The sequence below is a fragment of the Pantoea sp. SGAir0430 genome, assembly GCF_043549295.1.
Map to the genome: position 1 here is coordinate 3,242,685 of NZ_CP039427.1, position 24,666 is coordinate 3,267,350.

Genomic DNA, 24,666 nt, shown 5'->3' on the forward strand with positions numbered 1-24,666 from the left:
AGAGACCCATGGAAACCTTCGAGTGTATTAACGTCCTGCAGGCTAACGAGCATCTGGCACAGGGAGCGCAACTGGTAGACATCCGCGATCCGCAAAGCTTCGCCATGGGCCATGCCACCGGTGCGCAACATCTGACCAATGACAACCTGGCGACGTTCATTGCCGGCGCCCGGCACGACCAGCCGGTGCTGGTGATGTGCTATCACGGCAACAGCAGTAAAGGCGCGGCGCAGTTCCTGTTAAGCCAGGGCTTTAGCGACGTCTACAGCATCGACGGCGGTTTTGATGCCTGGCGCGCCGCGTTTCCGACGCAGGTGGCGACCGGCAGCCTCTGATCGACCGACAAAAGGAAGGAGAGCACCGCATGATGCGCATTACCCAGTTTAACCAGCCGCGCATGGCACAGGCGTTTGTCGATTACATGGCGACGCGCGGCGTCACGCTGCGCATTGAGCGCGAAAGTCACTGTGTCATTGTGCTGGATGACGACAGCAAGCTGGAGATGGTCGAAAACGAACTCGCGCAGTTCGTGCGCGATCCCAACCATCCACGCTATCAGGCGGCGAGCTGGCACAGCGGTACCACCGACAGCGGTCTGCGTTATGAGCGTGGCAATATCTGGGCAAACATTCGCGAACGCGCGGGCCCGCTCACGCTGACCATCATGATCGCCTGCGTGGCGGTGTTTATCCTGATGCAGATTGTCGGCGACGATGTGGTACTCAGCTGGCTGGCCTGGCCGGCGGATTCCTCCCAGTATTTTCAGGTGTGGCGCTGGTTCAGCCACGCGCTGCTGCACTTCTCGCTGTTGCACATTCTGTTCAACCTGATGTGGTGGTGGTATCTCGGCGGTGCGGTAGAGAAGCGCCTCGGCAGCGGCAAGCTGTTCGTTATCATGCTGATTTCAGCACTGCTGAGCGGCTGGATGCAGGCGAAATTCAGCGGTGTGCTGTTTGGCGGGCTGTCCGGCGTGGTCTATGCGCTGATGGGCTACTGCTGGCTGCGCGGCGAGCGCGATCCCGAAAGTGGCATTTATCTCGAGCGCGGCCTGATTGGCTTCGCTATTGTATGGCTGGTGATTGGCTGGTACGGCGCCTTTGGCCTGTCGATCGCGAACGCTGCGCACGTCACCGGTTTGCTGGTGGGGCTGGCAATGGCGTTCGTTGATACGCGCAAACGCGCACGTCGCTAGCAGCAGGATAAAAAGAACACGGCCTTGAGCCGAGGAGAGAGATGTGAAGCAGACGCAACGTCATGACGCCATTATCGATCTGGTCCGGCGTCAGGGGTATGTCAGTACGGAAGAGCTGGTGGATCACTTTGAGGTCAGCCCGCAGACTATCCGGCGCGATCTGAACGATCTGGCCGATCAAAACAAAATTCAGCGTCATCACGGCGGCGCAGCGCTGCCTTCCAGCTCGGAAAACACCGCGTGGCAGGATCGCAAAATGATGTGGTCGGCGGAAAAGGCACGCATCGCCGAGCGCGTGGCGAGCCAGATCCCGGACGGCGCAACGCTGTTTATTGATATCGGCACCACGCCGGAAGCGGTGGCGCATGCGCTGCTCAACCACAACAATCTGCGTATCGTCACCAACAACCTCAACGTGGCGATTTTGCTGATGGGCAAGCCGGATTTCCGCGTGATCATCGCTGGCGGTGAAGTGCGCACGCGCGACGGCGGTATCATGGGGGAAGCCACGCTCGATTTTATCTCTCAGTTCCGGCTCGATTACGGCATTCTCGGCATCAGCGGTATTGATATGGACGGTTCGCTGCTGGAGTTCGACTATCACGAAGTGCGCACCAAGCGCGCCATTATCGAGAACTCGCGCTGCGTGATGCTGGTGGTGGATCACTCGAAGTTTGGCCGTAACGCCATGGTTAACCTTGGCAACATGAGCCTGATTGATTACCTGTATACCGATCAAACCCCGCCGTTAAGCATACTGAAGGTGATTGAACAGCACGAAGTCCATCTGGAGCTGTGCTGATTTCCCAGGTGCGCATCAATGCGCACCTTGTGATGCAGCAGGCCATCGTTACCAAACCGCACCCTTAGCGCATTGTGCCGTATTGTAGGGTCGCCATTGATGGCGACCAGGCCGCAGCGGCACGCCTTTTTTCACTGCATCTTCATTTCCCTGTCGCTTTTTTCAGCGTCCCCGGCTTAACTTACTCTTTCAGATTTGCGCTTGCCCGTGTTTACCGTTTCGGATGCAAAGGGATGCACTATGTCGCCGCTAAAATTCAATAAAACCCGCTTTGACGCCGCGCTGACCCGCCAGTGGCAGCAGCTCGGACTGACTTCCGCCCGGCAGATGACGCCGCATCAGTGGTGGCAGGCGCTCAGCCGGGCGCTGATGGAACTGCTCGCCGCACAGCCGCCCGTGCCGCCGAAAAGCGCTCAGCGCCACGTTAATTATCTCTCGATGGAGTTTCTGCCCGGCCGGTTGACCGGTAACAACCTGCTCAATCTCGGCTGGTATAACGAGGTGGCTGCCGCGCTGGCAGAGCACGAGGTTGAGCTGAATGAACTGCTGGAGGAGGAGGTCGATCCGGCGCTGGGCAATGGCGGTCTGGGACGGCTCGCGGCCTGCTACATGGATGCGATGGCGACGGTCGGCCAGCCGGCGATGGGGCACGGCCTCAACTATCAGTACGGCCTGTTTCGTCAGTCGTTTGTGGCCGGACAGCAGCACGAAGCGCCGGATGACTGGCAGCGCGATCGCTATCCGTGGTTCCGCCATAACGCCGCGCTGGATGTGCCGGTGGGGCTGGGCGGTAAGGTCAAAAAGCGCGACGACGGCAGCGTCGAATGGCGTCCGGCACAGCAGCTGATCGGCCAGGCCTGGGATCTGCCGGTAATCGGCTATCGCAACGGCATCATGCTGCCGCTGCGCCTGTGGCAAGCCACCAGCGCGCAGCCGTTTGACCTGACGCTGTTTAACGCCGGGAAATTCCTGCAGGCGGAGCAGCCGGGCATTGAAGCCGACAAGCTGACCAAAGTGCTCTATCCCAATGACAACCATGCGCCAGGTAAACGTCTGCGGCTGATGCAGCAGTATTTCCAGTGCGCCTGCGCGGTGAGCGACATACTGCGTCGTCACCAGCTGGCGGGCCGTGCGCTGCATACGCTGCCGGATTTCGAAGTGATTCAGCTCAACGATACCCATCCCACTATCGCTATTCCGGAGCTGCTGCGCCTGCTGCTGGATGAGTATGGCCTGAGCTGGGACGACGCCTGGCACATTACCAGCCGCACCTTTGCGTATACCAACCATACGCTGATGCCGGAGGCGCTGGAGCGCTGGCCGGCGAGCCTGCTGCGCGAACTGCTGCCGCGCCATCTGCAGATCATCAAACAGATCAATCGCCAGCTGAAGCAGCAGGTTAAACAGCGCTGGCCGAACGACAGTGCCCTCTGGCACAAGCTGGCGGTGGTGAGCGACGGCGAAGTGCGCATGGCCAATTTGTGCGTGGTGAGCTGTTTCGCCGTCAACGGTGTGGCAGCGCTGCACTCGCAGCTGGTGGTTAACGATCTGTTCCCGGAATATCACCAGCTGTGGCCGCACAAGTTTCATAACGTCACCAACGGCATTACGCCGCGGCGCTGGCTGAAGCAGTGCAACCCCCTGCTGTCCGCGCTGATTGACGACAGCCTGCAGGTGGAGTGGGCCAACGATCTCGACGCGCTGGAATGGCTGGCGCCGCTGGCGAAGAAGAAAAGTTTTCGCCAGCAGTTCCGCACCATTAAGCAGCAAAACAAACTGCGGCTGACGGTGTACATCAAACGCGTGACCGGCATTGATATCAATCCTGACGCGCTGTTTGATGTGCAGATCAAGCGCCTGCATGAATACAAACGCCAGCATCTCAGTCTGCTGCACATCCTGCACTGCTATCGCCAGCTGCGCGATAACCCGGACAATCCCGACTTCGTGCCGCGCGTATTTTTGTTTGGCGCTAAGGCGGCGCCCGGCTATTTGCTGGCAAAAAACATCATCTGTGCCATCAATAAAGTCGCGGAGGTGATCAACAACGACCCGCTGGTGGGCGATCGCCTGAAGGTGGTGTTTGTGCCGGATTACCGGATTACCGCCGCCGAGCTGATGATTCCGGCGGCCGATCTCTCGGAGCAGATCTCCACGGCCGGTTACGAAGCCTCCGGTACCGGCAACATGAAGCTGGCGCTCAACGGCGCGCTGACGATTGGCACGCTGGACGGGGCTAACGTGGAGATTGCCGAGGCGGTCGGTGAGAAAAATATCTTTATCTTCGGCAACACGGTGGATGAGGTAAAAGCACTGAAGGCCGACGGTTACAGTCCGAAGAAGCTGCGTAAGCACGATCGCTATCTCGACGGTTTACTGAAGGAGCTGGAGAAGGGCAAATTCAGCGACGGCGACCGGCAGGCATTTGCGCCGCTGCTGGAGAGCCTGAGCAAACAGGGCGATCCGTGGCTGGTGCTGGCCGATTTCGCCGCCTACATCGCGGCGCAGCAGCGTGTCGAAGCGCTGTGGCGCGATCCGGAAGCGTGGACCAAAGCGGCGATTCTCAACACGGCGCATACCGGCCGCTTCAGTGCCGATCGTTCGATTCGCGATTATCAACAGCGTATCTGGCAGGCGGCGCGCTGAGCCGCCGGAAAATGACGCTGCATGCGTAATGTGCGCACGGCAACGAAGGAGACAACATGGCCATGAAGAAACTGGATCAGGCTGCACGGGATGCCGGTATCGCACTGAGTTTTATCAACAATAAAGGTGAGTCACAGACCATCAGCGACGACACCAAACGCGCGCTGCTGGCGCTGATGGACGCTCCGACGGGCAACGCGCCACCGCTGCCGCCGGTGCTGGTGTTCACGCCGCCCGGGCAGCCTGAACTGACGCCGCAGGGCAGCGACGACTACCGCTGGCAACTGGTGAGCGAGCAGGGGCAGCACTATGACGGCACGCTGAGCGCGGGAGAAAGCCTGGCGCTGCCGGCAGAACTGCCCGAGGGCTACCATCAGCTCACGCTGAGCACTTCACGCCAGCAGTGGCAGACGCGCATTATCATCGCACCGGCGCGCTGTTATCTGCCGCCAGCGCTGGCGCAGGGGGAGAAGCGCTGGGGCGCGCTGGTGCAGCTCTATACGCTGCGCTCGGCGCGTAACTGGGGCATCGGCGACTTTGGCGATCTGATGCAGATGCTGGAGCAGGTCGCCGCTCACGGCGGCGATTTCATCGGTCTCAACCCGCTGCATGCGCTCTATCCGGCGCAGCCGGATCACATCAGCCCGTACAGCCCGAGCTCGCGCCGCTGGCTCAACGTGCTGTACATCGACATCAATCAAATCGACGAATTCACCCAAAGTGACGCCGCCCAGCGCTGGTGGCACAGCGCGCCAACGCGCAAAGCGCTGCAACAGGCGCGCAGCGCAGCGTTTGTCGATTACCGCGCGGTGACGACGCTCAAGCTGACTGCGCTGCGTTTTGCCTGGCAGCACGCGCAGCCGCAGCTGACACAGCAGCCGGCGTTTCAGCAATTTCTTGCGGAAGGCGGCGATGCGCTGCGCTATCAGGCGGCATTTGACGCCATCGTGGCAGCGCGCAGCCAGCAGCATCCCGATGAGTGGGGCTGGGAAAAGTGGCCGTCAGGCTGGCAGCAGGCGCAGCAGCCGGAGGTGCAGCAATGGTGCGCGCAGCATGAGGACGACATTCTGTTCTGGAGCTGGCTGCAGTGGCTGGCGCAGCAGCAGTTCGCCGCCTGCTGGCAGCGTAGCCAGCAGCTGGGGATGGCGGTCGGGTTATATCGCGATTTGGCGGTTGGCGTGGCACAGCACAGCGCGGAAACCTGGCAGGATCCGCAGCTGTATAAGCTGGGCGCGTCGGTGGGCGCACCGCCGGATCCGCTTGGCCCGCTCGGGCAGAACTGGGCGCTGCCGCCGCTCGATCCACATGTACTGCGCGCGCGGGGCTATCAGCCGTTTATCGATCTGCTGCGCGCCAATATGCGCGATTGCGGGGCGCTGCGCATCGATCACGTTATGGCGCTACTGCGTTTGTGGTGGATTCCCTATGGCGAAAGTGCCGATAAAGGCGCGTATGTCGCCTATCCGGTGCACGACCTGCTGGCGATCCTTGCGCTGGAGAGTCAGCGTCAGCGCTGCATGGTGATCGGTGAAGATCTCGGCACCGTGCCGCAGGAAATCGTCAGCCTGCTGCGCGACCGCGGCATTTTTTCGTGGAAGGTGCTGATGTTCGAGTGCGGGGAGGACGGGCAGTTCCGGCCACCGGCAGCCTATCCGCGCCAGTCGATTGCCAGCGCCAGTACCCATGATTTGCCGACGCTGAGCGGATTCTGGCATGCCGCCGATCTGCAGTTGCGCGAGCAGCTGGGGCTGTTTACTAAACGCAGCATGCTGAAGGCGGCCATCGCCGAACGCGATGGGCAGAGAAAAGCGCTGCTGAAGGCGATGAGCGAGGCGCAAGCCATTGATGCGCGCAGCAAAAACCGCGCCGGCCAGCGTCTGACGCCTGCGCTGAATCAGGGCGTGCACCGCTTTCTGGCGTTTACCGACAGCGCCCTGCTGGGGCTGCAGCCGGAGGACTGGCTGGGAATGGAGACGCCGGTCAACGTGCCGGGCACGGTAGCCGAATACCCCAACTGGCGGCGCAAACTGCGCGTACCATTGGAGAAGTTGTTTAGTTACCGGAAAGTGCAGCAGCTGCTGGCAATCGTCAATGAAGGGCGTAAGAAGCCGTAAAACACGCGGCAGCCGGGGTGGCTGCCGCATCTTCTATCAGTAGTAGGAGTGCTCGCCACGCTGATGCTCGGTGAGATCGCGCACGCCTTTCAGTTCCGGGAAGGCGGCCAGCAGCTCTTTCTCGATGCCGTCTTTCAGCGTCACGTCAATCATCGAGCAACCGTTACAGCCACCGCCGAACTGCAGAATGGCGTAGCCCTCGTCGGTGATCTCCATCAGCGAGACGCGCCCGCCGTGGCTGGCCAGCTGCGGGTTGATCTGCGCCTGCAGCAGATACTCCACGCGCTCAACCATCGGTGCATCGTCCGACACTTTACGCATCTTGGCGTTCGGCGCTTTCAGCGTGAGCTGTGAGCCGAGGTTATCGGTCACGAAGTCGATCTCCGCATCTTCGAGGTACGGCGCGCTTAGCTCATCGACATACGCAGACAGCTTGTCGAACTTCAGTTCGGTATCGGTGGCTTCGACCGCATCCGGCGGGCAGTAGGAGACGCCGCACTCGGCGGTTGGCGTACCCGGGTTAATAACGAATACGCGAATCTGGGTGCCATCTTCCTGTTTTGACAGCAGTTTTGCGAAGTGCTCTTGCGCAGTATCAGTAATACGGATCATGGCGATTGCTCAATAGTTGACTAAAATACCTGGTTATAATACGCCCAACGCCGACGCTCTACAAGGTACGGCACAGGCATCCTATGTGTACGCTGGCCGCGCCCTGCGCCAGTAATAAGCGGCTGATTTCCCCCACCGTGCTGCCGGTGGTGACCACATCATCGATAAGCAGGATGTGGCGTCCGCGCACCGCCATTTCAAGGCGAAACGCGCCACGCAGATTGCTTTTCCGGGCGCGGGCGCTGAGCGCATGCTGCACCGCACCGTGCCGCACCCGGCGCAGACCTTCGCGGTACTCACAACCGAGCCAGCGCGCCAGCGGTTTAGCCAGCAGCGCAGCCTGATTATACCCGCGCTGCCAGGCGCGGCGGCGATGCAGCGGCACGCTCAGCACCAGATCGATACGCGGCAGCGGCTGCTGGCGGCGCTTTGTTAATAATTTTAACAAAAGCAGCCGTGCCAGCATCACCCTGAGTGCGGTTGCGCGCGAGAATTTGAGCCGCTGCACCCATTCGCTCAGCGGCGGCACATAATCACTCACGCAAGTGAGCGCCTGCCACGGCGGCGGCCGGCGCAGGCAGCGTCCGCACGCTTGATCGCCGCTGGCCGGCAGTCCGCAGCAGGGACAGAGCGCCGGCAGCGCCGGTAGCTGGCGCAGACATACGCTGCACAGGCCGTGCCGGGCGATACGCAGCGGCAGACGGCATAGCCAACACAGGGCCGGGATTGCTAGCATAGCGACCTCCTTTTCACTTTTCGGGAGTGTAACCGATGAGTTCGCTTTACTGGCACACCACAGGCACAGGCGATCGCGATCTTGTGCTGCTGCACGGCTGGGGACTGAACGCCGAAGTGTGGCAACACATTGTTCCGCGACTCAGCCCGCATTTTCGTCTGCACCTGGTGGACCTGCCGGGATTTGGCCGCAGCCAGGGATTTGGGCCGCTGAGCCTGGCGCAGATGGCGCAGCAGCTATTACCGCAGTTGCCAGCGCGCGCCGTGCTGCTCGGCTGGTCGCTGGGCGGCTTAGTGGCCAGCCAGCTGGCGCTGAGCCAGCCCGATCGCGTGGCGGCATTGATTAGCGTGGCGTCGTCGCCGTGCTTTACCGCCCGGGATGAATGGCCGGGCATCCAGCCTGAGACGCTGGCGACGTTCCAGCAGCAATTGAGCAGCGATTTCCAGCGCACGGTGGAGCGTTTTCTCGCGCTGCAAACCATGGGGACGGAAAATGCGCGTCAGGATGCGCGTCAGCTGAAAGAGGTAGTGCTGTCGCAGCCGATGCCGTCGGTAGCGGTACTGGAAGGGGGATTGAACATTCTGCGCCACGATGATTTGCGCAGCGCACTGGATGGGCTGACGCTGCCGTTCCTGCGTATCTATGGCGCGCTGGATGGCCTGGTGCCGCGCCGCATTGCGCCGCAGCTGGATGCGCGCTGGCCGCATTCGCAGTCGGTTGTCATCGCGAAGGCCGCGCACGCGCCGTTTATTTCGCACCCGGAGGCGTTCTGCCAGCAGGTGCAGCAGTTCATCCACGCAGCCACATAAACTGCCAGGCGGCCAGCACCAGCGGCTGGCTGCCATCCACGCGCTGCCCGCTGATCACATCCTGAAAAGGGCGCGCCTGCGGCAGCGTGGTGCTGATCTCGCGGCTGCTGAGATTGAACACGCACAGTAACCCTTCGTCGCTGTCCGCGGCGTGACGGCGCAGCAGCAGCACCGCGTTGTCGCTCTCCAGCAGCGTCATTGGATTGTCCGGATGGAACGCCGGCTGCCGGGTGCGCAGCTGAATCAGCGCGCTAAGCCGCTCAAACACCTGCTGACGCAGCGGGTTGCCGCCGCTGATTTGCTGTTCGATATCGCGCAGGCTGTACTTCTCACGGTTGATGGCGCGGTTGTGCCCGGCAGCGCGCACGCCCTCGTTGTCATTGCGCGAGCCGAGAATACTTTGAATATAGATGGCGGGCACGCCGGGAAAGGCCAGCAGAATCGCGTGCGCCAGCAGGAAGCGACGCAGGCGCGTGTCGTCATCGTCGGTCTGGTGATTGAGCGCATCCAGATACGTTACGTTGATTTCATACGGGCTGGTGCTGCCGTCCGGGTTGTTTTTATAAGAGACCAGCGCGCCCTCCAGCGCCAGTTCACGCACCAGCGCCACAATCTCGACTTCCGACAAAATGCCGCGTGCCGGATTGAGGCCAATGCCGTCGTGCGAGGCGAGAAAATTGAAGAAGGTGGTGCCGCCATCACCGGGCTCAAGCGTGCTGGCCCACTGGCGCAGCGCGCGCGCCGAGCCGGAGTGAATGGCGTGCAGCACCAGCGGTGGCAGCGAAAACTGGTAAACCATCTGCGCTTCGTCGTGGCCGTTGCCGAAATAGCTGATGTTATCCTGATGCGGCACGTTGGTTTCGGTCACGATCACCGTACCTGGCGCGACTTGGTTGGCGATGGCGCGAAACAGCTTTACCAGCTGATGGGTTTTGGTCAGATGGATACAGCGTGTGCCCGGCGTTTTCCACATGTAGCCCACCGCGTCCAGCCGCACGTAATCCGCGCCTTTGTTGAGATAATCCAGCAGCACGCCCACCATGCGGATCAGCACCTGCGGATTGGCGAAGTTGAGATCGATTTGGTCGGCGCTGAAGGTGGTCCAGATAAAGCGCGTGTCGCCGTTAGCGAGGGTAAACGGCGTCAGCAGCGGTGAGGTGCGCGGGCGCGTCACGGCACTGAGATCGGTGGCGGGCGGCATGCTGATAAAGAAGTCGTCCCAGCCGGCATCCTGCGCCAGAAAGTGGCGAAACCACGCGCTGTGCGCCGACATGTGGTTACAGACGAAATCGAACATCAGCCGGGTTTCGCTGTGCAGCGCCGTGATGTGCTGCCAGTCACCGCAAATCGGGTTCACTTTGTGGTAATCGATAACCGAGAAGCCATCGTCGGACGAGTAGGGGAAAAATGGCAGCAGATGCACCAGGCTGAAAGTGGACTGCAGATGCTGCTGATAAAAGCGCGTAAAGCTGGCGAGCGTGGGCTGCTCGGGTTCGCGGAACTGGTCGGCGTAACTGATCAGCACCACGTCTTTTTCATCCCAGTGCGCTTTACGCGGCAGCTTTACCGTGTCGCGCGCCGCGCGGATGTGCGAAAGCAGGCGCTCGCGCGCCGCGACGGGGAAGCTACCTTCATAAATCTCATCGAGCAGGAAGTTGATAATGTCCATCGGATCGCCGGGTTACGCGGAAGGTCATTTTTTCACACGGTTTTTTCAGCGTAGTCCGCCAGGACAATTTATCAACCTCCTGTACTCGCGCGCCGCTTAGCGTTTCTTCCCAAAGGCGGCCGCCAGCGCATCGCCCATCGCACTGTTACCGACGCTGGCGCTGGCAGGTTTGTCGCGGCCTTTGGCACCGGCCGCCGGCCGCGCGGCCTCTTTGCCTGCGCCACGGTTGCCGCCGCTGCGCGCGTTGCTTTCACCCGGCTGCTCATCCAGACGCATGGTCAGCGCGATACGCTTACGCTGCAGATCGACTTCCATCACCTTCACTTTGACGATATCGCCGGCTTTCACCACCTGATGCGGATCGTCTACGAATTTGTCCGACAGCGAAGAGATATGCACCAGGCCGTCCTGATGCACGCCGATATCGACGAACGCGCCGAAGTTGGTCACGTTGGTCACTGCACCTTCCAGCACCATGCCCGGCAGCAGGTCGTTGAGCGTCTCCACGCCTTCGGCAAACTGCGCGGTTTTGAACTCCGGACGCGGATCACGGCCCGGTTTCTCCAGCTCTTTGATGATATCGGTGACGGTCGGCAGCCCGAAACGCTCATCGGTGAAGTCGCGCGCATTCAGGTCGCGCAGGCTACCCGGATTGCCCATCAGTTCATTCAGCGCCTGTTCCGTGGCGGCGAGAATGCGCTCCACCAGCGGATAGGCTTCCGGATGCACCGTTGAGGCATCCAGCGGATTATCGCCGTGGTTGATGCGCAGGAAGCCGGCGCACTGTTCAAAGGCTTTCGGCCCAAGGCGGCTCACCTTCAGCAGCTGCTGGCGGTTCTGGAAACGGCCGTTTTCGTCACGCCAGCTGACAATGTTCTGCGCCATCATGCGCGTCAGACCGGCGACGCGCGTCAGCAGCGCCACCGAAGCGGTATTCAGATCGACGCCCACGGCGTTCACACAATCTTCCACCACCGCATCGAGTTTTTTCGCCAGCTGGCTCTGGCTGACATCGTGCTGATACTGGCCAACGCCAATCGATTTCGGGTCAATTTTGACCAGCTCTGCCAGCGGATCCTGCAGACGACGGGCGATAGACACCGCACCGCGCAGCGAAACGTCGAGATCGGGGAACTCCTGCGCCGCCAGTTCGGAAGCGGAATAGACCGATGCTCCGGCCTCACTGACAATCACTTTTTGCGCTTTGATTTGCGGGAACTGCTTCTGTACGTCGAGGAAGAAACGCTCGGTTTCACGTGAAGCGGTGCCGTTGCCGATCGCCACCAGTTCAACCTGATGTTTCGCGCACAGTGCCGCCACCGAGGTTGCGGCTTTGGCCGCCTGGCCGGTATGCGGATAGATGGTATCGGTCGCGACCAGCTTGCCGGTGGCATCGACCACCGCCACTTTGACCCCGGTGCGCAGGCCCGGATCGAGGCCCATGGTGGCGCGCATGCCGGCGGGAGCCGCCATCAGCAGATCGTGCAGATTACGGGCAAACACGTTGATCGCTTCGTCTTCCGCCCGTTCGCGGATGGTGCCCATCAGTTCGGTTTCGAGGTGCAGCAGGACCTTGATGCGCCAGGTCCAGCTGACCACGGCTTTGCGCCAGCTGTCGGCCGGTGCGTTGTTCAGGCGCAGGCCAAGGTGGTCGGCGATCAGCGTTTCACCGTAGCTTTCGCGCGGCGCTTCATCAAACTGCGGATCGGCGTTGAGCGACAGCTGTAAAACGCCTTCGTTACGGCCACGGAACATGGCCAGCGCGCGGTGCGACGGCACGCTGCTCAGCGCTTCGTGATGATCGAAGTAGTCGCGGAATTTAGCGCCTTCTTCCTCTTTGCCTTCCACCACGCGCGCAACCAGATGGGCGTTCTTCCACAGGTATTCACGTACTTTCGCCAGCAGCGTGGCGTCTTCGGCGAAGCGCTCCATCAGGATATAGCGTGCGCCATCCAGCGCGGCACGCACATCGGCAACGCCTTTGTCCGCGTCGACATAACGCGCTGCCAGCTGCTCGGGGTCCTGAGACGCATCGTTCCACAGCATCTCAGCCAGCGGTTCCAGCCCGGCTTCGATAGCGATCTGCCCGCGCGTGCGGCGCTTCTGCTTATAAGGCAGATAGAGATCTTCCAGCTCGGTTTTGTTCAGCGTGCCGTTGATGGCAGTGGCTAATTCCGGTGTCAGTTTGCCCTGGTCTTCAATGGATTTCAGAATCGACTGGCGGCGTTCCTCCAGCTCACGCAGATAGCCGAGACGGCTCTCCAGCGTACGCAGCTGGGTATCATCCAGCCCGCCGGTCACTTCCTTACGGTAACGTGCGATAAACGGCACGGTGTTCCCTTCATCCAGCAAGCGAATGGCGGCGTCAACCTGGTCGGCGCGTGCCTTCAGCTCACCTGCGATAATCTGGCTCAGCGAATCTTTCATCATCAGTAACGGTCTTGCTTACACAGGGTTAGAAATAGGGGACAGTTATACGGACTGAGGCCGCAAATTGCCAGCCGCTGACCGGTGAATCCGTCTTTTTCTGAATGCAGCGCGCAACTCAGAGAAACTTAGCCACCTATGTGTTAAACCCCAGCGCAATGGCGTGCGGGTTGCAGCCAGGCTCGCCCCGTCTCTGCCCTATAATCCGCGGCAAACCACGGAAGGAGGGTGAAGCAATGATCAAATTACTGCTGCTGCTGGCTGGACGCGAGCTGCTGGTGCGTTATCGTCTGCTGATTTATGGCCTGGCGCTGTGCGGCGTGCTGCTGGCCGGCATGATCGTGGCGGACGTGCTGGTCGATGGGCATATCAATCTGTCGCTACAGGTGCTGGCGCTCTTACTGTCGCTGTCGCTACTGTTTAACCTGCTGAGCGGCGAGGTGTCGCTGCAGCGCTGGCTCAATCTGCTGTTTTCCCTGATTTTTGTCGGCACGCTGCTGGCCGGCGCGCTGTGGCACGGTGACGAGAGGCAACTGAAGAAACTGCTGCTGACGGTGATGGAAATCTGCCTGTTGTTTAACGGCCTGTTTCGCTGCCTGAGCGCGGCGCTGATTCAGCGCCAGCGCTGGGTGCGGCATTTTATGCTGGGCTGCGGCGAGATGGTGCTGAGCGTGGTGCTGTTTTTCAATGACAATCTGCATACCTGCCTGTTGCTGGGCAGCTGGCTGGTGCTGTTGCTGCTCTCGTTCAGCCTGACGGTGTGGCGCGTCTGGCGCCAGTGGCAGCGCCTGCCGGCGGGTCAGTCCGTTACGCTGCTGCCGTGGTTTTGTCGCGGCCATCGTCATATCGCGCGGCTCCGGCCGTGGCAGCAGGCCCGCTTTCCGCCAGTCGCCGCAGCATTTCCTCTCTGTGTTCACGTCTGGCAGGCGCAGTCTGAAGCCAGTCAACAGCCGAAGCGCTATGTGATTGACCGTTACATCGGCGTGATTAACGGTGAAGGGCACTTTTGTACCGGCCACGCGGCACTGAGCTTTGGCGAGCGCGGCTACATCAGCCTTTATCCGCAGCAGGAGATCGATCCGCAGCCGCATGAGCTGCCGCGTCTGCTGCTGGCCGGACAGATTAATGATCGCCCCGGCCGTTTTCTCCCCTCGCTGGCGGCAGAGATTGCCGACTGGCGCAGCCCGGATTTAACCTACAGTTTTCAGCACTACAACGGGCAGGCGCTCGCCAGCTACTGGCAGGCCAACCGTGGTGACAGCCTGTATAATCTGACGGCAAAAAACTGTTCGACCACCGTGGTGGATGCGCTGGACGTGGCGTTTGAAGGCTATTACGGCCAGCGGCTGCAGCAGGTGTTTGCGCTGCTGCTGCAGCCGGCATTCTGGGGCGCCTGCGTGCTGCGCGAACGGGCAGAAATCATGACCTGGACGCCCGGCCTGGTCGCCGATTATGTGCGCCTGATGAAAAAGACGCTGGGTGCCTGTCCGGGCAGGTAAGGCTTTGTGATAGCCTCTGTGCAGTGAACAGGGCTGTAACCACGAGTGAAGCGATGAAAACCCAACTGATTACCCGCGAAGGCTATAACAAGCTGCGTGCTGAGCACGACCATCTGTGGAATGAGAAGCGGCCGGAAATCACCCGCATTGTCTCCTGGGCTGCCAGCCTGGGGGATCGCTCTGAAAACGCCGATTACACCTATAACAAGCGCCTGCTGCGCCAGATCGATCGCCGCGTGCGCTATCTGCGTAAATGCCTCGCCGAGCTGAAAATTGTTGATTATGCGCCGCAGCAGGAGGGCAAAGTGTTCTTCGGTGCCTGGGTGGAAGTGGAGAATGAGCAGGGCGACGTGAAGCGTTTTCGCATCGTCGGACCGGACGAGATCTATGGCGATACGGTGAAAGATTACATCTCCATCGACTCGCCGATGGCGCGCGCGCTGATCAAAAAAGAGGTGGATGACGAGGTGACGGTGAACACGCCGGAAGGACAGAAGGTGTGGTTTGTGAACCGCATTGAGTACGTCACGGAAAGTGAGGAAAAAAGAGGCGGAGAGTAATGGCCTGGTGAAACAAGCCGGGGCGCAACTTATTCTCCGCTGGCGAAAGGGCTGGCAGTATAAGAGGGGGAAGCGCCGCAGCCTTGCCGCGCCAGATAAGCGTTATTTGCCCGGCGTGGTCGCTGTGGTCGTTGAGGTGCTGCTGCCGCCGTGATCGCCGCCGCCCATGGTAGCCAGCGCGACGCCGAGCAGGGCACCCACCGCACCGATGCCGATAGCATCGGAATTACCTTTGGCCGTGGTCGACGCCTGTGCGCCGGCGGCTTCGCCCGCTGGCGTAGCGGCCTGAACCTGTGTGAGGCTGGTGAGTACCAGAGCGCTCAGCAGAACAACGGTTTTTTTCATCTTTCTTCTCCACATGAACTCAGTAAGCAGGTACCGATGCAGTGTCGGAGATCATTTGCGCAGAGGAAAGGGGAGTTTACTGACTGATTTAAATCACTTTATTTAACACTGGCCTTATTTTGCGCGCGCACTGGCACTGTTCCGAGCGCGGATACGCAGTCAGCGGCGAAAACGCGATATTTTATGCTGCTGAGCGCGGCCGCTGGCTTATCCTGCAGGCGAAACTTAAGCCAAATGGCGCGCCCCGCCTGACGGCGGAAGCGGGACGGCCCGGCTGGACCACTCACCGACAGAAAACGCCGCTGATTTTCAGACAAGCGCTAAACGGCGTCAAAATCAGTCAGAAAAGCGCGAGCGGAGCCGCAGTTCGCGGTTAAAATTAAAGATAAGCTGCTGTTTAATATGCTTTGTAACAATTTCGGCTAGAATATAAACCATTAATGACTGTCACAGACGGGCATCTTTTTTACACAATATCGGCTCAGGCAATGGCGCCTTTGGGAGTTGAACATGCAAGAGAACTACAAAATTCTGGTCGTCGATGATGATATGCGTCTGCGCGCACTGCTCGAACGCTATCTCACCGAACAGGGCTTTCAGGTGCGCAGCGTCGCCAACGCCGAGCAGATGGATCGTCTGCTGACCCGCGAATCATTCCATTTAATGGTGCTGGATTTAATGCTGCCGGGCGAAGATGGCCTGTCAATTTGCCGTCGTCTGCGTAGCCAGAGTAACCCGATGCCGATCATTATGGTCACCGCGAAAGGTGAAGAGGTCGATCGTATCGTGGGGCTGGAAATCGGCGCCGATGACTACATTCCAAAACCGTTCAACCCGCGTGAGCTGCTGGCGCGAATTCGTGCTGTGCTGCGTCGTCAGGCCAATGAGCTGCCGGGCGCGCCGTCGCAGGAAGAAGCCGTCATCGCCTTCGGTAAGTTCAAACTGAACCTCGGCACGCGTGAAATGTTCCGTGAAGATGAGCCGATGCCGCTGACCAGCGGAGAGTTTGCCGTGCTGAAAGCGCTGGTGAGCCATCCGCGTGAGCCGCTGTCGCGCGATAAGCTGATGAACCTGGCGCGCGGGCGTGAGTACAGTGCGATGGAGCGTTCTATCGACGTGCAGATCTCTCGTCTGCGCCGCATGGTCGAAGAAGATCCGGCGCATCCGCGCTACATCCAGACCGTCTGGGGCCTTGGCTACGTGTTCGTTCCGGACGGCAGTAAAGCATGAGGCGATTGCGCTTCTCACCCCGCAGTTCGTTTGCCCGCACCCTGTTGTTGATCGTTACCTTGCTGTTCGTCAGCCTGGTAACGACCTACCTGGTGGTGCTCAATTTCGCCATTCTTCCCAGCCTGCAGCAGTTCAACAAAGTCCTCGCCTACGAAGTGCGTATGCTGATGACCGATCGGCTGCAGCTGGAGGATGGTACGCAGCTGGAAGTGCCGCCGGCCTTCCGGCGCGAAATTTATCGTGAGCTGGGCATCTCGTTGTACACCAACGCGGCGGCGGAAGAGAGCGGACTGCGCTGGGCGCAGCATTATGAATTCCTCAGTGAACAGATGGCTCAGCAGCTGGGCGGGCCGACCGACGTGCGGGTTGAGGTTAACAAAAACTCGCCGGTGGTCTGGCTGAAAACCTGGCTGTCGCCGGATATCTGGGTGCGCGTACCGCTGACCGAAATCCATCAGGGCGACTTCTCGCCGCTGTTCCGCTATACCCTGGCGATTATGCTGCTGGCGATTGGCGGCGCCTGGCTGTTTATCCGTATACAAAACCGACCCTTAGTCGATCTTGAACACGCTGCGTTGCAGGTGGGGAAAGGCATTATTCCGCCACCGCTGCGCGAATACGGTGCTTCGGAAGTGCGTTCGGTGACGCGTGCTTTCAACCAGATGGCGGCGGGCGTGAAGCAGCTGGCCGATGACCGTACGCTGCTGATGGCCGGCGTCAGCCATGATTTACGCACGCCGCTGACGCGCATCCGTCTCGCCACCGAGATGATGGGCGAGGAAGATGGCTACCTGGCTGAGTCGATCAACAAAGACATCGAAGAGTGTAACGCCATCATCGAGCAGTTCATCGATTACCTGCGCACCGGGCAGGAGATGCAAACCGAGCGCGCCGATCTGAATAGCGTGCTGGGCGAAGTGGTGGCGGCGGAGAGCGGCTACGAGCGCGAGATTGAGAATGCGGTGATGGACGCGGAGCTGATGCTGGATATTAACCCGCTGTCGATTAAACGCGCGGTGGCGAATCTGGTGGTTAACGCGGCGCGCTACGGGAACGGCTGGATCAAAGTCAGCAGCGGTCAGGAATTGAATCGCGCGTGGTTCCAGGTGGAGGATGATGGTCCGGGCATTAAGCCGGATCAGTTACAGCATCTGTTCCAGCCGTTTGTACGCGGCGACAGCGCGCGCAGCACCAGCGGCACCGGTCTGGGCCTGGCGATTGTGCAGCGTATTATCGATGCGCATGACGGATCGCTGGAGATTGGCGACAGTGAACGCGGCGGATTACGTATCCGCGCGTGGTTACCGATTCCGGAAAACAGCGCCACGACGGCAGTAAGCAGTAACGTTAGTTAAATTTCCGCACCAACCGTAGCGGCGCAATCTATTGCGCATCCATCAGCGATATTACCGCTGCAGGCATGCGCGATAAATCGCGCCGCGACGAAATGTGCCATCGCTAAGCCGCCGTTGTGGCAGCTGGGCTACTTCACAGCTGCGGGCCGGCCTGCACCAGCGCCTTACCGGCATCGTTATCGGTGTACTTCTCGAAATTGGTGATAAAGCGCTGCGCCAGCGCTTCGGCAGCCTGCTGCCAGGCGGCGGCGTCAGGCCAGCTGCGGCGCGGATCGAGAATGGCATCGTCCACCTGTGCCAGCGTGGTGGGCACCTGCAGATTGAACACCGGCAGCGTCACGGTCTCCGCTTCATCCAGCTCACCGGCCAGAATCGCGTTGATGATAGCGCGCGTGTCTTTCAGCGAAATGCGCTTGCCGCTGCCGTTCCAGCCGGTATTCACCAGATAGGCCTGCGCGCCGGACGCCTGCATACGTTTCACCAGCACATCCGAGTACTGCGTTGGATGCAGCGTCAGGAACGCCGCGCCAAAACAGGCGGAGAAGGTTGGGGTGGGCTGCGTCACACCGCGCTCGGTGCCGGCCAGCTTGGCGGTAAAGCCGGACAGGAAGTGGTACTGGGTTTGCTCCGGCGTCAGACGAGAAACCGGTGGCAGTACGCCAAAGGCATCGGCGGTCAGGAAGATGACCTTCTTCGCGTGGCCGGCTTTCGATACCGGCTGCACGATGTTTTCGATGTGCTCGATCGGGTAAGACACGCGGGTGTTTTCCGTCTTGCTGGCGTCGGCGTAATCGACCGTGCCGTCGGCGCGCACCACCACGTTCTCCAGCAGCGCATCGCGGCGAATCGCGCGGTAAATCTCCGGCTCGGCCTGCTCTGACAGATTGATGGTTTTGGCGTAGCAGCCGCCTTCGAAGTTAAAGACGCCGTCGTCGTCCCAGCCGTGCTCATCGTCGCCGATCAGCTGACGATCCGGATCGGTAGAGAGGGTGGTTTTACCGGTACCGGACAGGCCAAAGAACACCGCCACGTCGCCCGCTTTGCCGACGTTGGCCGAGCAGTGCATCGAGGCGATACCCTTCAGCGGCAACAGATAGTTCATGATGGCGAACAGGCCTTTTTTCATCTCGCCGCCGTACCAGGTACCGCCGATCAGCTGCATGCGTTCGGTCAGGTTAAAGGCGACAAAATTCTCTGAATGCAGCCCCTGCACCTGCCAGTCCGGATTGGTGCACTGCGCTGCGTTCATCACCACGAAATCCGGCGTAAACTCAGCCAGTTCGGCTTCAGTCGGACGGATAAACATGTTTTTGACGAAATGCGCCTGCCACGCCACTTCCATCACGAAACGCACGCTGAGGCGGGTGTCCGGGTTGGCGCCGCAGAAGGCGTCAATCACAAACAGGCGCTTGCCGGAAAGCTGTTGCGTGCAGCGATCTTTCAGCGCCTGCCAGGTTTCCTGTGACAGCGGCTGGTTGTCGTTCTTGCCGTTGCCAACATCGTTCCACCACAGCGTGTCACGCGTGGTGTCATCCCGCACGATGTATTTATCTTTCGGCGAACGTCCGGTGAAGATGCCGGTATCCACGGCAATGGCACCGCTCTGCGTCAGGGTGCCGCGCGCGTAACCTTCCAGCTCCGGGCGGGTTTCTTCCTGAAATAACGTGGCGTAATCAGGGTTGTACACCACCTCGGTGGTGCCGCTAATTCCGAGCGTTTCGAGGTCTTGCGATGTCAGGCCGTTAACGCGCATGTGACTGCTCCTTAAATCGGTACTTCATGGCATTTTTTATGAGGGTTTCTGCGTCCTGCTGCGCATAGCCGCACAGGGCAGATCGCGCGCAGTGTACACGTCTGAGCGAGGTGGAAAAGTGAAGAGAGTTAAAAATGCGAGCTGGAACGTGACAAGTAGAGAAATCTGCCACTTATGAAACTAAAGTTAGCGTAAATTAGTTAATTTCCGTGAAAAATCATAGCGCTACGCCGGCGGAAAATACGGGCGGCGTCACCGCCCGTTTGCTGATTAATGCAGTTGATCGCTATTGCCGGAGGGAGCGTTACGAATAGCAGCAATATCCACGGCGTCGTACACATAGTGCGTGCCGCAGTAGTCGCAGTGCATATCAATTTTGCCGTCTTCGACCAGAATCTCATCCACTTCCTCTGGCGGCAGCGTTTTCAGCACTTCACCGCAGCGTTCGCGCGAGCAGGTGCATTTAAAGCTGACCGGCGCCGGGTCGTAAACCGTGGCTTCTTCCTGATGATAGAGACGCCACAGTACGTCAGTAGCGGGCAGCTCAATCAGCTCTTCGCTCTTCACGGTTTCGGTTAACGTGGCCAGATGGTTGAAGTCATCCAGGTTGGGCTCCTGCGCGGGCAGCACCTGCAGCAGAATACCGGCTGCGCCTTTCTCGCTGGTGCGAATGAACAGGCGGGTTGGCAGCTGCTCGGAACGCATGAAGTAATCTTCCAGACAGCCCGCCAGCGTATCGGCTTCCAGGCCGACCACGCCCTGATAGCGCTCGCCTTTCTCAGGCGAAATGGTGATCACCAGATAGCCGTTACCCACCATCTGCTTCAGGCTGCTGCCGGCGGCGATCTCCGCATCCTCTTTCAGCCGCGCCACGCCGCGCAGCTCCTGGCGGTTATTCCCGTTGATCACCGCCATGCTCAGCGGGCCATCGCCCTGCAGCTGCACGGTGATGTCGCCGTCAAATTTCAGCGTAGCGGTGAGCAGGCTGGTGGCAACCAGCAGTTCGCCCAGCAGCGTTTTGACCGGCTCGGCATAGTCGTGGTTCTGCACGATGTCGCGCCAGGTTTGAGATGCGTTGACCAGCTCGCCGCGCACGGCGACATTTTCAAACAGGTAACGATGCAGTTGATCTTGAACAGACATAAGGTTTCTCTCGTGGGGGCGCGAGTTATTCATCGCCCGACAATTTAAATTTCAGCAGATCGCGGCGCTCTTTTTTATCCGGGCGGCGATCGGGATGCGGCATGGTCAGGGCATTCATTTTGCGCGCCAGCGCGTTCTTTTCGCGCTTTTCGATGCTGGCGGCCGTCTCCGCGTACATCTGCTGCGCTTCGCTGGCCGGACGCCGCTGGTCGCCGATGGCGGTGATGATCACCGTGCGCTCATCGTTGCCCTGACGCAGCGTCAGCTCGGCCTGCAGTTCGACCACTTTGCCCGGTTTGCTGCGCTGGCCGTTGTAATGCACTTTGCCGCCTTCAATCATGTCGCGAGCCAGCGCGCGGGTTTTATAGAAGCGCGCGGCCCACAGCCATTTATCAAGGCGGACGCCTTCACTGGTTTTCTCTTTCATTGCGGCTCCTGCTGTTACGCTGCGTCGCGCCGTGTGGCGATCGGTCGCACACGGTCGCATGACGCCGAAAAGATGGATCGGGCCGGTGCCGGATACCCAAAGGTATGGGTACAACGTGATAAATCAAGGGCGAGGTGCCGTTGCGGGCTGCCGATCCATCGCCAATCCCTTAAGCGTAATCGGCATTTTGTTTTCCGCCCTGAAAAACAGGGCGACAGGGTAGCACAGAAGGCGGAGGGTCAGAACAGCGAGCGCACGCTCTGCATAGTGCTGAGGTTGTGGTTAAAGCACTTGTCGTAATACTGCTGAATCTGCGCCATACGCAGGCGGTTGCGGTGGATGCGGCGCAGCGCCAGCAGGCCGTTGCTGACGGCGCTGACAATCAGCACCAGCATCAGCAGCGCGGTGCCCAGATAGCGCCACTGCGCCATGGCGTCGGGCTCGTTGTGCAGGGCGATATGGCGCGTGCCGTTGGCATCGGTGGTAATGCTGGTAATGATACCGCTGGCGGCAAACGGTGTGTGCAGCAGCATGCCGGACAGGCGCTGCAGTTCGTGCCACTGTGAAGGGGCGTCGAGATCGAACAGCGCCACCGACGGCTGCGGCTGGTTCACCATCTGCCGGCCTTCATCGCTAATGATCAGGAATCCGCCCGGCGGCGGGCTGTTAAGGGTTTCCGCCGCGCGACGCGTCTCCCGCGAGAAGAAGGTCGAGGTGGCAGTGTTCACCAGATTCTCCAGCGCTTCGGCGCTAACCGGGCGCAGCAGCACGTTCATGCCGTTGAGCTTGCCGGAATCCGCACGGTGAATCAGCGTATCCCAGTCTTTGGCATTACCGAGGTTGACCAGCGCATTTTTCAGGCGCACGCAGTCCTGCTGCTGGCTGCACAGCTGCTGGGTTTTCAGCACCAGGTCGGAGAAATCATCCAGCAGGATCATGCCTGATTTCTGAATCGCCGATGCCAGCTGCGGGTTAAGTTTCGGGTCGGTGTTGGTTTCCGGATGCAGCTGCTGCGTGGTGGTCTCCAGCAGCGCGGCGGCCTTATCGATGATGTCGGACTGCGGCAGCGGCAGCGGCGCAGCGTTGTTCCAGTAAATCGCCGAGCAGTCGAACGGCATGTACGCGTAGCTGCGGTTGCTCTGGTAATTGCCCGGAACCGAGCACATGCCGGTGCCGCTCACTTTCAGGCTATCGCCAATGTGCAGCGGCAGGGCAGTGAGTTTATCGACGCTGTTCACTTCCACGCTCTCAGTCCCTTTTAACCAGGCGAGGCTGAGTTTGATCGGCATGCTGAGCGGAATCCAGCTCACCAGCATCACCAGCACCAGCAGCGAACCGCACGCCAGCACCAGGTTTTTACGCCAGCGCTGTACCGGGAAGTTGCGGACTTCATCCTGCAGCGACAGGAAGCGCCCCTGGCGTACCACCTGACGATTCAGGTAGATATCCACATCCGTCACCTGGCCCAGGTCGTGCGCCACATAAGGCTGCCAGTGTGCCGGATAGATTAAGTCGATGATGCCGAGCGAGATGTTGCTCTGCTCCTGATTGGATTCGCCAAACAGGCCCCAGCGCTTCGGTGCGCCGCGCAGACAGTGCACATCGCGCAGCCCTTTTTCACCTGGGAATCGGTACATAAACCACAGGCTGACAGCGACGATCGCGCCGGCGGGCAGCGCAATCCACAGCATCAGGCTGCCGGGCAGCACCAGGCTGAGGAAAAACAGCAGGAAGGCGCAGCAAATGGCGCTCGCTTCACGCGTGCCGTCGGCGCGCGACAGCTGATACTCTTCCGGCGACTCTTTGCGCACCTGCAGCAGCTCGACGTTTTCGCTCTCCTCTTTACGAATCGAAGCGTTGGTCGACATTGGCCGCACCAGCGGCGGCAGCGCCGGTTGTTCCACCGCATAGTTCACCAGCGAGTGGCCGTTGAGCGAGATCACCAACGGCAGGGTCTGGGTGCGGATCAGCTCGACGTAGTTTTCTTCAGCGATGTACTGCTCCCACAGCGGCGGCAGATGCACCTCGACTTCATCCAGGTAGTAGCGCCATTTGTGGGGATCGTCAGTGGAGAGGCCGTAACGGGTGATGGAGCGGGTAACGGGATAAACATTATTGCTCTGTGCGGTCAGCGCCAGCGCTTCGGGTTCCCGTGACGATCGGGTCGATCGCCCGCTGCTGTGCTGACGCGCTTTACCCAGCGACGCAATATACTTCTCAACGGCAGCGCGTTCTTCATCGGTGAGTTTACGGCAGGGCGGACTGATAAACGGCAGTGGTTTCGCCAACGGCGGACGATGCCGCATAGCGTACCAGTAGCCGATTCCGGCCACTAACGAACAGGCCAGCATGACAGCCAGAATGACGATAAGAGTGCTCATGCTTTGCTCAATCCAGCCAAAAAACTGCCGTCACGTTTACGATGTGCTCCCGGTAAAACCTGCAATACGAGTCAATTTTGGCGAGCAGAAGTCATTCTGACAAGAGGCAAATGAAACAAAATACCGCGCAAAATCATTGTATTATAAATTTGTTAGATTATTCCTTAACGGGATGGTACTCACAAGCCCCTCAATTAAACATCGGTATTATCCGAATTTGCTGCTACCCCGTTGACTTATTGTGAAAATCTTACTGTGCAGATAACAAGAAGTTGTTAGCGGCAGCGGGCAAATGTATGTCACCATGATTGACCCGCGCTGCGTGTCGCACAATGCCGCGGGCTTCGGTATGCTGACGTCATCGCGTTTCACAAGGCTGTGCTAAGTTTGAGGCTGATATGACCACTCCCCTGAAAAAACCTGACATCCTCAACGTGGAAGCGGTGGCCCGCTCCCGCCTGTTTACCATCGAAGCGGTTGATCTCGCCTTCAGCAACGGTGCGCGTCGCGTCTATGAGCGCATGAAGCCCTCCGATCGTGAAGCGGTGATGATTGTGCCGATCATTGGCGATGACGTGATCCTGATCCAGGAGTACGCCGTCGGACTGGAAACCTATGAGCTGGGCTTCCCGAAAGGTTTAATCGATCCTGGTGAAAGCGCTTTTGAAGCCGCCAACCGTGAGCTGAAAGAAGAAGTGGGCTTTGGCGCGCATCAGCTGGAAGCGCTGGGCAAACTCACCATGGCGCCGTCCTATTTCTCCAGCAAGATGAATATCGTGGTAGCTGAAGGGTTGTACGAAGAGAAGCTGGAAGGGGATGAGCCGGAGCCGCTGATTGTACGCCGCTGGCCGCTCAGCAATCTGCTGGCGCTGCTGGAAGAGCCGGATTTTCGCGAGGCGCGTAACGTCAGCGCGCTGTTCATGGTGCGTGAGTGGCTGGTGAAGCAGGGGCGGTTGAGTTATTGAG

Annotated in this window: 20 protein-coding genes; 11 read left to right on the forward strand and 9 right to left on the reverse strand. The window is 59.8% G+C overall.

The features are described from left to right. Positions 1-8: 8 nt before the first annotated feature. The 5 genes from glpE (at position 9) to malQ (ending at position 6,754) form a co-directional block, all read left to right on the forward strand. A complete protein-coding gene (glpE, locus tag E7738_RS15230; protein ID WP_021313438.1) occupies positions 9-335 on the forward strand; it encodes a thiosulfate sulfurtransferase GlpE in 327 nt (108 codons plus the stop codon). Positions 336-367: 32 nt separating this feature from the next. After that, positions 368-1,192, forward strand: coding sequence for a rhomboid family intramembrane serine protease GlpG (gene glpG, locus E7738_RS15235; protein ID WP_088517946.1), 825 nt, complete (start codon positions 368-370; stop codon positions 1,190-1,192). A 43-nt stretch (positions 1,193-1,235) separates the two neighbouring features. Continuing rightward, entirely contained in the window at positions 1,236-1,994 is a 759-nt protein-coding gene (locus tag E7738_RS15240) for a DeoR/GlpR family transcriptional regulator (RefSeq protein WP_021507399.1), read from the forward strand. Between the two features lie 240 nt (positions 1,995-2,234). After that, positions 2,235-4,640: a maltodextrin phosphorylase gene (gene malP, locus E7738_RS15245; protein ID WP_021507400.1), complete on the forward strand. Its 2,406-nt coding sequence runs from the start codon at positions 2,235-2,237 to the stop codon at positions 4,638-4,640. A 56-nt stretch (positions 4,641-4,696) separates the two neighbouring features. Then, positions 4,697-6,754, forward strand: a complete 2,058-nt coding sequence (gene malQ / locus E7738_RS15250; protein WP_394515778.1) for a 4-alpha-glucanotransferase — start codon at positions 4,697-4,699, stop codon at positions 6,752-6,754. A gap of 36 nt (positions 6,755-6,790) precedes the next feature. Here malQ and nfuA read toward each other — a convergent pair whose 3' ends face one another. Then, positions 6,791-7,366 carry a Fe-S biogenesis protein NfuA gene (nfuA, locus tag E7738_RS15255; protein WP_021507402.1) on the reverse strand — a complete coding sequence of 192 codons (576 nt, stop codon included), beginning with the start codon at positions 7,364-7,366 and terminating at the stop codon, positions 6,791-6,793. Positions 7,367-7,424: 58 nt separating this feature from the next. Continuing rightward, the gene (gene gntX / locus E7738_RS15260; RefSeq protein WP_058759316.1) at positions 7,425-8,102 is read right to left on the reverse strand and encodes a DNA utilization protein GntX; all 678 of its coding nucleotides are present in this window, start codon (positions 8,100-8,102) and stop codon (positions 7,425-7,427) included. Positions 8,103-8,137: 35 nt separating this feature from the next. Between gntX and bioH the strand changes: the two genes are divergently transcribed. Next, on the forward strand, positions 8,138-8,911 hold the full coding sequence (gene bioH / locus E7738_RS15265) for a pimeloyl-ACP methyl ester esterase BioH (protein WP_021507404.1): 774 nt from the start codon (positions 8,138-8,140) through the stop codon (positions 8,909-8,911). On the opposite strand, the gene E7738_RS15270 is transcribed toward bioH, so the two are convergent. Both E7738_RS15270 and E7738_RS15275 read right to left on the reverse strand, forming a co-directional pair. Then, positions 8,892-10,580, reverse strand: coding sequence for an alpha-amylase family glycosyl hydrolase (locus tag E7738_RS15270; protein ID WP_336700983.1), 1,689 nt, complete (start codon positions 10,578-10,580; stop codon positions 8,892-8,894). The genes bioH and E7738_RS15270 overlap by 20 nt on opposite strands. A 96-nt stretch (positions 10,581-10,676) precedes the next feature. Beyond that, the gene (locus E7738_RS15275; RefSeq protein WP_394516348.1) at positions 10,677-13,007 is read right to left on the reverse strand and encodes a Tex family protein; all 2,331 of its coding nucleotides are present in this window, start codon (positions 13,005-13,007) and stop codon (positions 10,677-10,679) included. Between the two features lie 236 nt (positions 13,008-13,243). Between E7738_RS15275 and E7738_RS15280 the strand changes: the two genes are divergently transcribed. Together E7738_RS15280 and greB are read left to right on the forward strand one after the other, a co-directional pair. Next, positions 13,244-14,506, forward strand: a complete 1,263-nt coding sequence (locus E7738_RS15280) for a hypothetical protein (protein ID WP_394515779.1) — start codon at positions 13,244-13,246, stop codon at positions 14,504-14,506. Positions 14,507-14,559: 53 nt separating this feature from the next. Next, positions 14,560-15,066, forward strand: coding sequence for a transcription elongation factor GreB (greB, locus tag E7738_RS15285; protein WP_058780186.1), 507 nt, complete (start codon positions 14,560-14,562; stop codon positions 15,064-15,066). Between the two features lie 102 nt (positions 15,067-15,168). Here greB and yjbE read toward each other — a convergent pair whose 3' ends face one another. Further along, on the reverse strand, positions 15,169-15,411 hold the full coding sequence (yjbE, locus tag E7738_RS15290) for an exopolysaccharide production protein YjbE (RefSeq protein ID WP_021507409.1): 243 nt from the start codon (positions 15,409-15,411) through the stop codon (positions 15,169-15,171). A gap of 510 nt (positions 15,412-15,921) precedes the next feature. Here yjbE and ompR point away from each other — a divergent pair. Both ompR and envZ read left to right on the forward strand, forming a co-directional pair. Further along, positions 15,922-16,641, forward strand: a complete 720-nt coding sequence (gene ompR / locus E7738_RS15295; protein WP_001157751.1) for an osmolarity response regulator transcription factor OmpR — start codon at positions 15,922-15,924, stop codon at positions 16,639-16,641. Next, entirely contained in the window at positions 16,638-17,996 is a 1,359-nt protein-coding gene (envZ, locus tag E7738_RS15300; protein WP_031279686.1) for a two-component system sensor histidine kinase EnvZ, read from the forward strand. Before ompR ends, envZ begins: the two co-directional genes overlap by 4 nt. A gap of 133 nt (positions 17,997-18,129) precedes the next feature. On the opposite strand, the gene pckA is transcribed toward envZ, so the two are convergent. The 4 genes from pckA to E7738_RS15320 form a co-directional block, all read right to left on the reverse strand. Next, positions 18,130-19,749: a phosphoenolpyruvate carboxykinase (ATP) gene (gene pckA, locus E7738_RS15305; RefSeq protein ID WP_394515780.1), complete on the reverse strand. Its 1,620-nt coding sequence runs from the start codon at positions 19,747-19,749 to the stop codon at positions 18,130-18,132. Between the two features lie 270 nt (positions 19,750-20,019). Continuing rightward, on the reverse strand, positions 20,020-20,892 hold the full coding sequence (hslO, locus tag E7738_RS15310) for an Hsp33 family molecular chaperone HslO (RefSeq protein ID WP_021507412.1): 873 nt from the start codon (positions 20,890-20,892) through the stop codon (positions 20,020-20,022). Between the two features lie 25 nt (positions 20,893-20,917). Next, the gene (gene hslR / locus E7738_RS15315; RefSeq protein WP_021507413.1) at positions 20,918-21,319 is read right to left on the reverse strand and encodes a ribosome-associated heat shock protein Hsp15; all 402 of its coding nucleotides are present in this window, start codon (positions 21,317-21,319) and stop codon (positions 20,918-20,920) included. A 239-nt stretch (positions 21,320-21,558) separates the two neighbouring features. Further along, positions 21,559-23,700, reverse strand: coding sequence for an intracellular growth attenuator family protein (locus E7738_RS15320; protein WP_394515781.1), 2,142 nt, complete (start codon positions 23,698-23,700; stop codon positions 21,559-21,561). A gap of 398 nt (positions 23,701-24,098) precedes the next feature. On the opposite strand from E7738_RS15320, the gene nudE reads away from it, so the two are divergent. Continuing rightward, a complete protein-coding gene (gene nudE / locus E7738_RS15325) occupies positions 24,099-24,665 on the forward strand; it encodes an ADP compounds hydrolase NudE (protein ID WP_021507415.1) in 567 nt (188 codons plus the stop codon). Position 24,666: the final 1 nt, after the last annotated feature.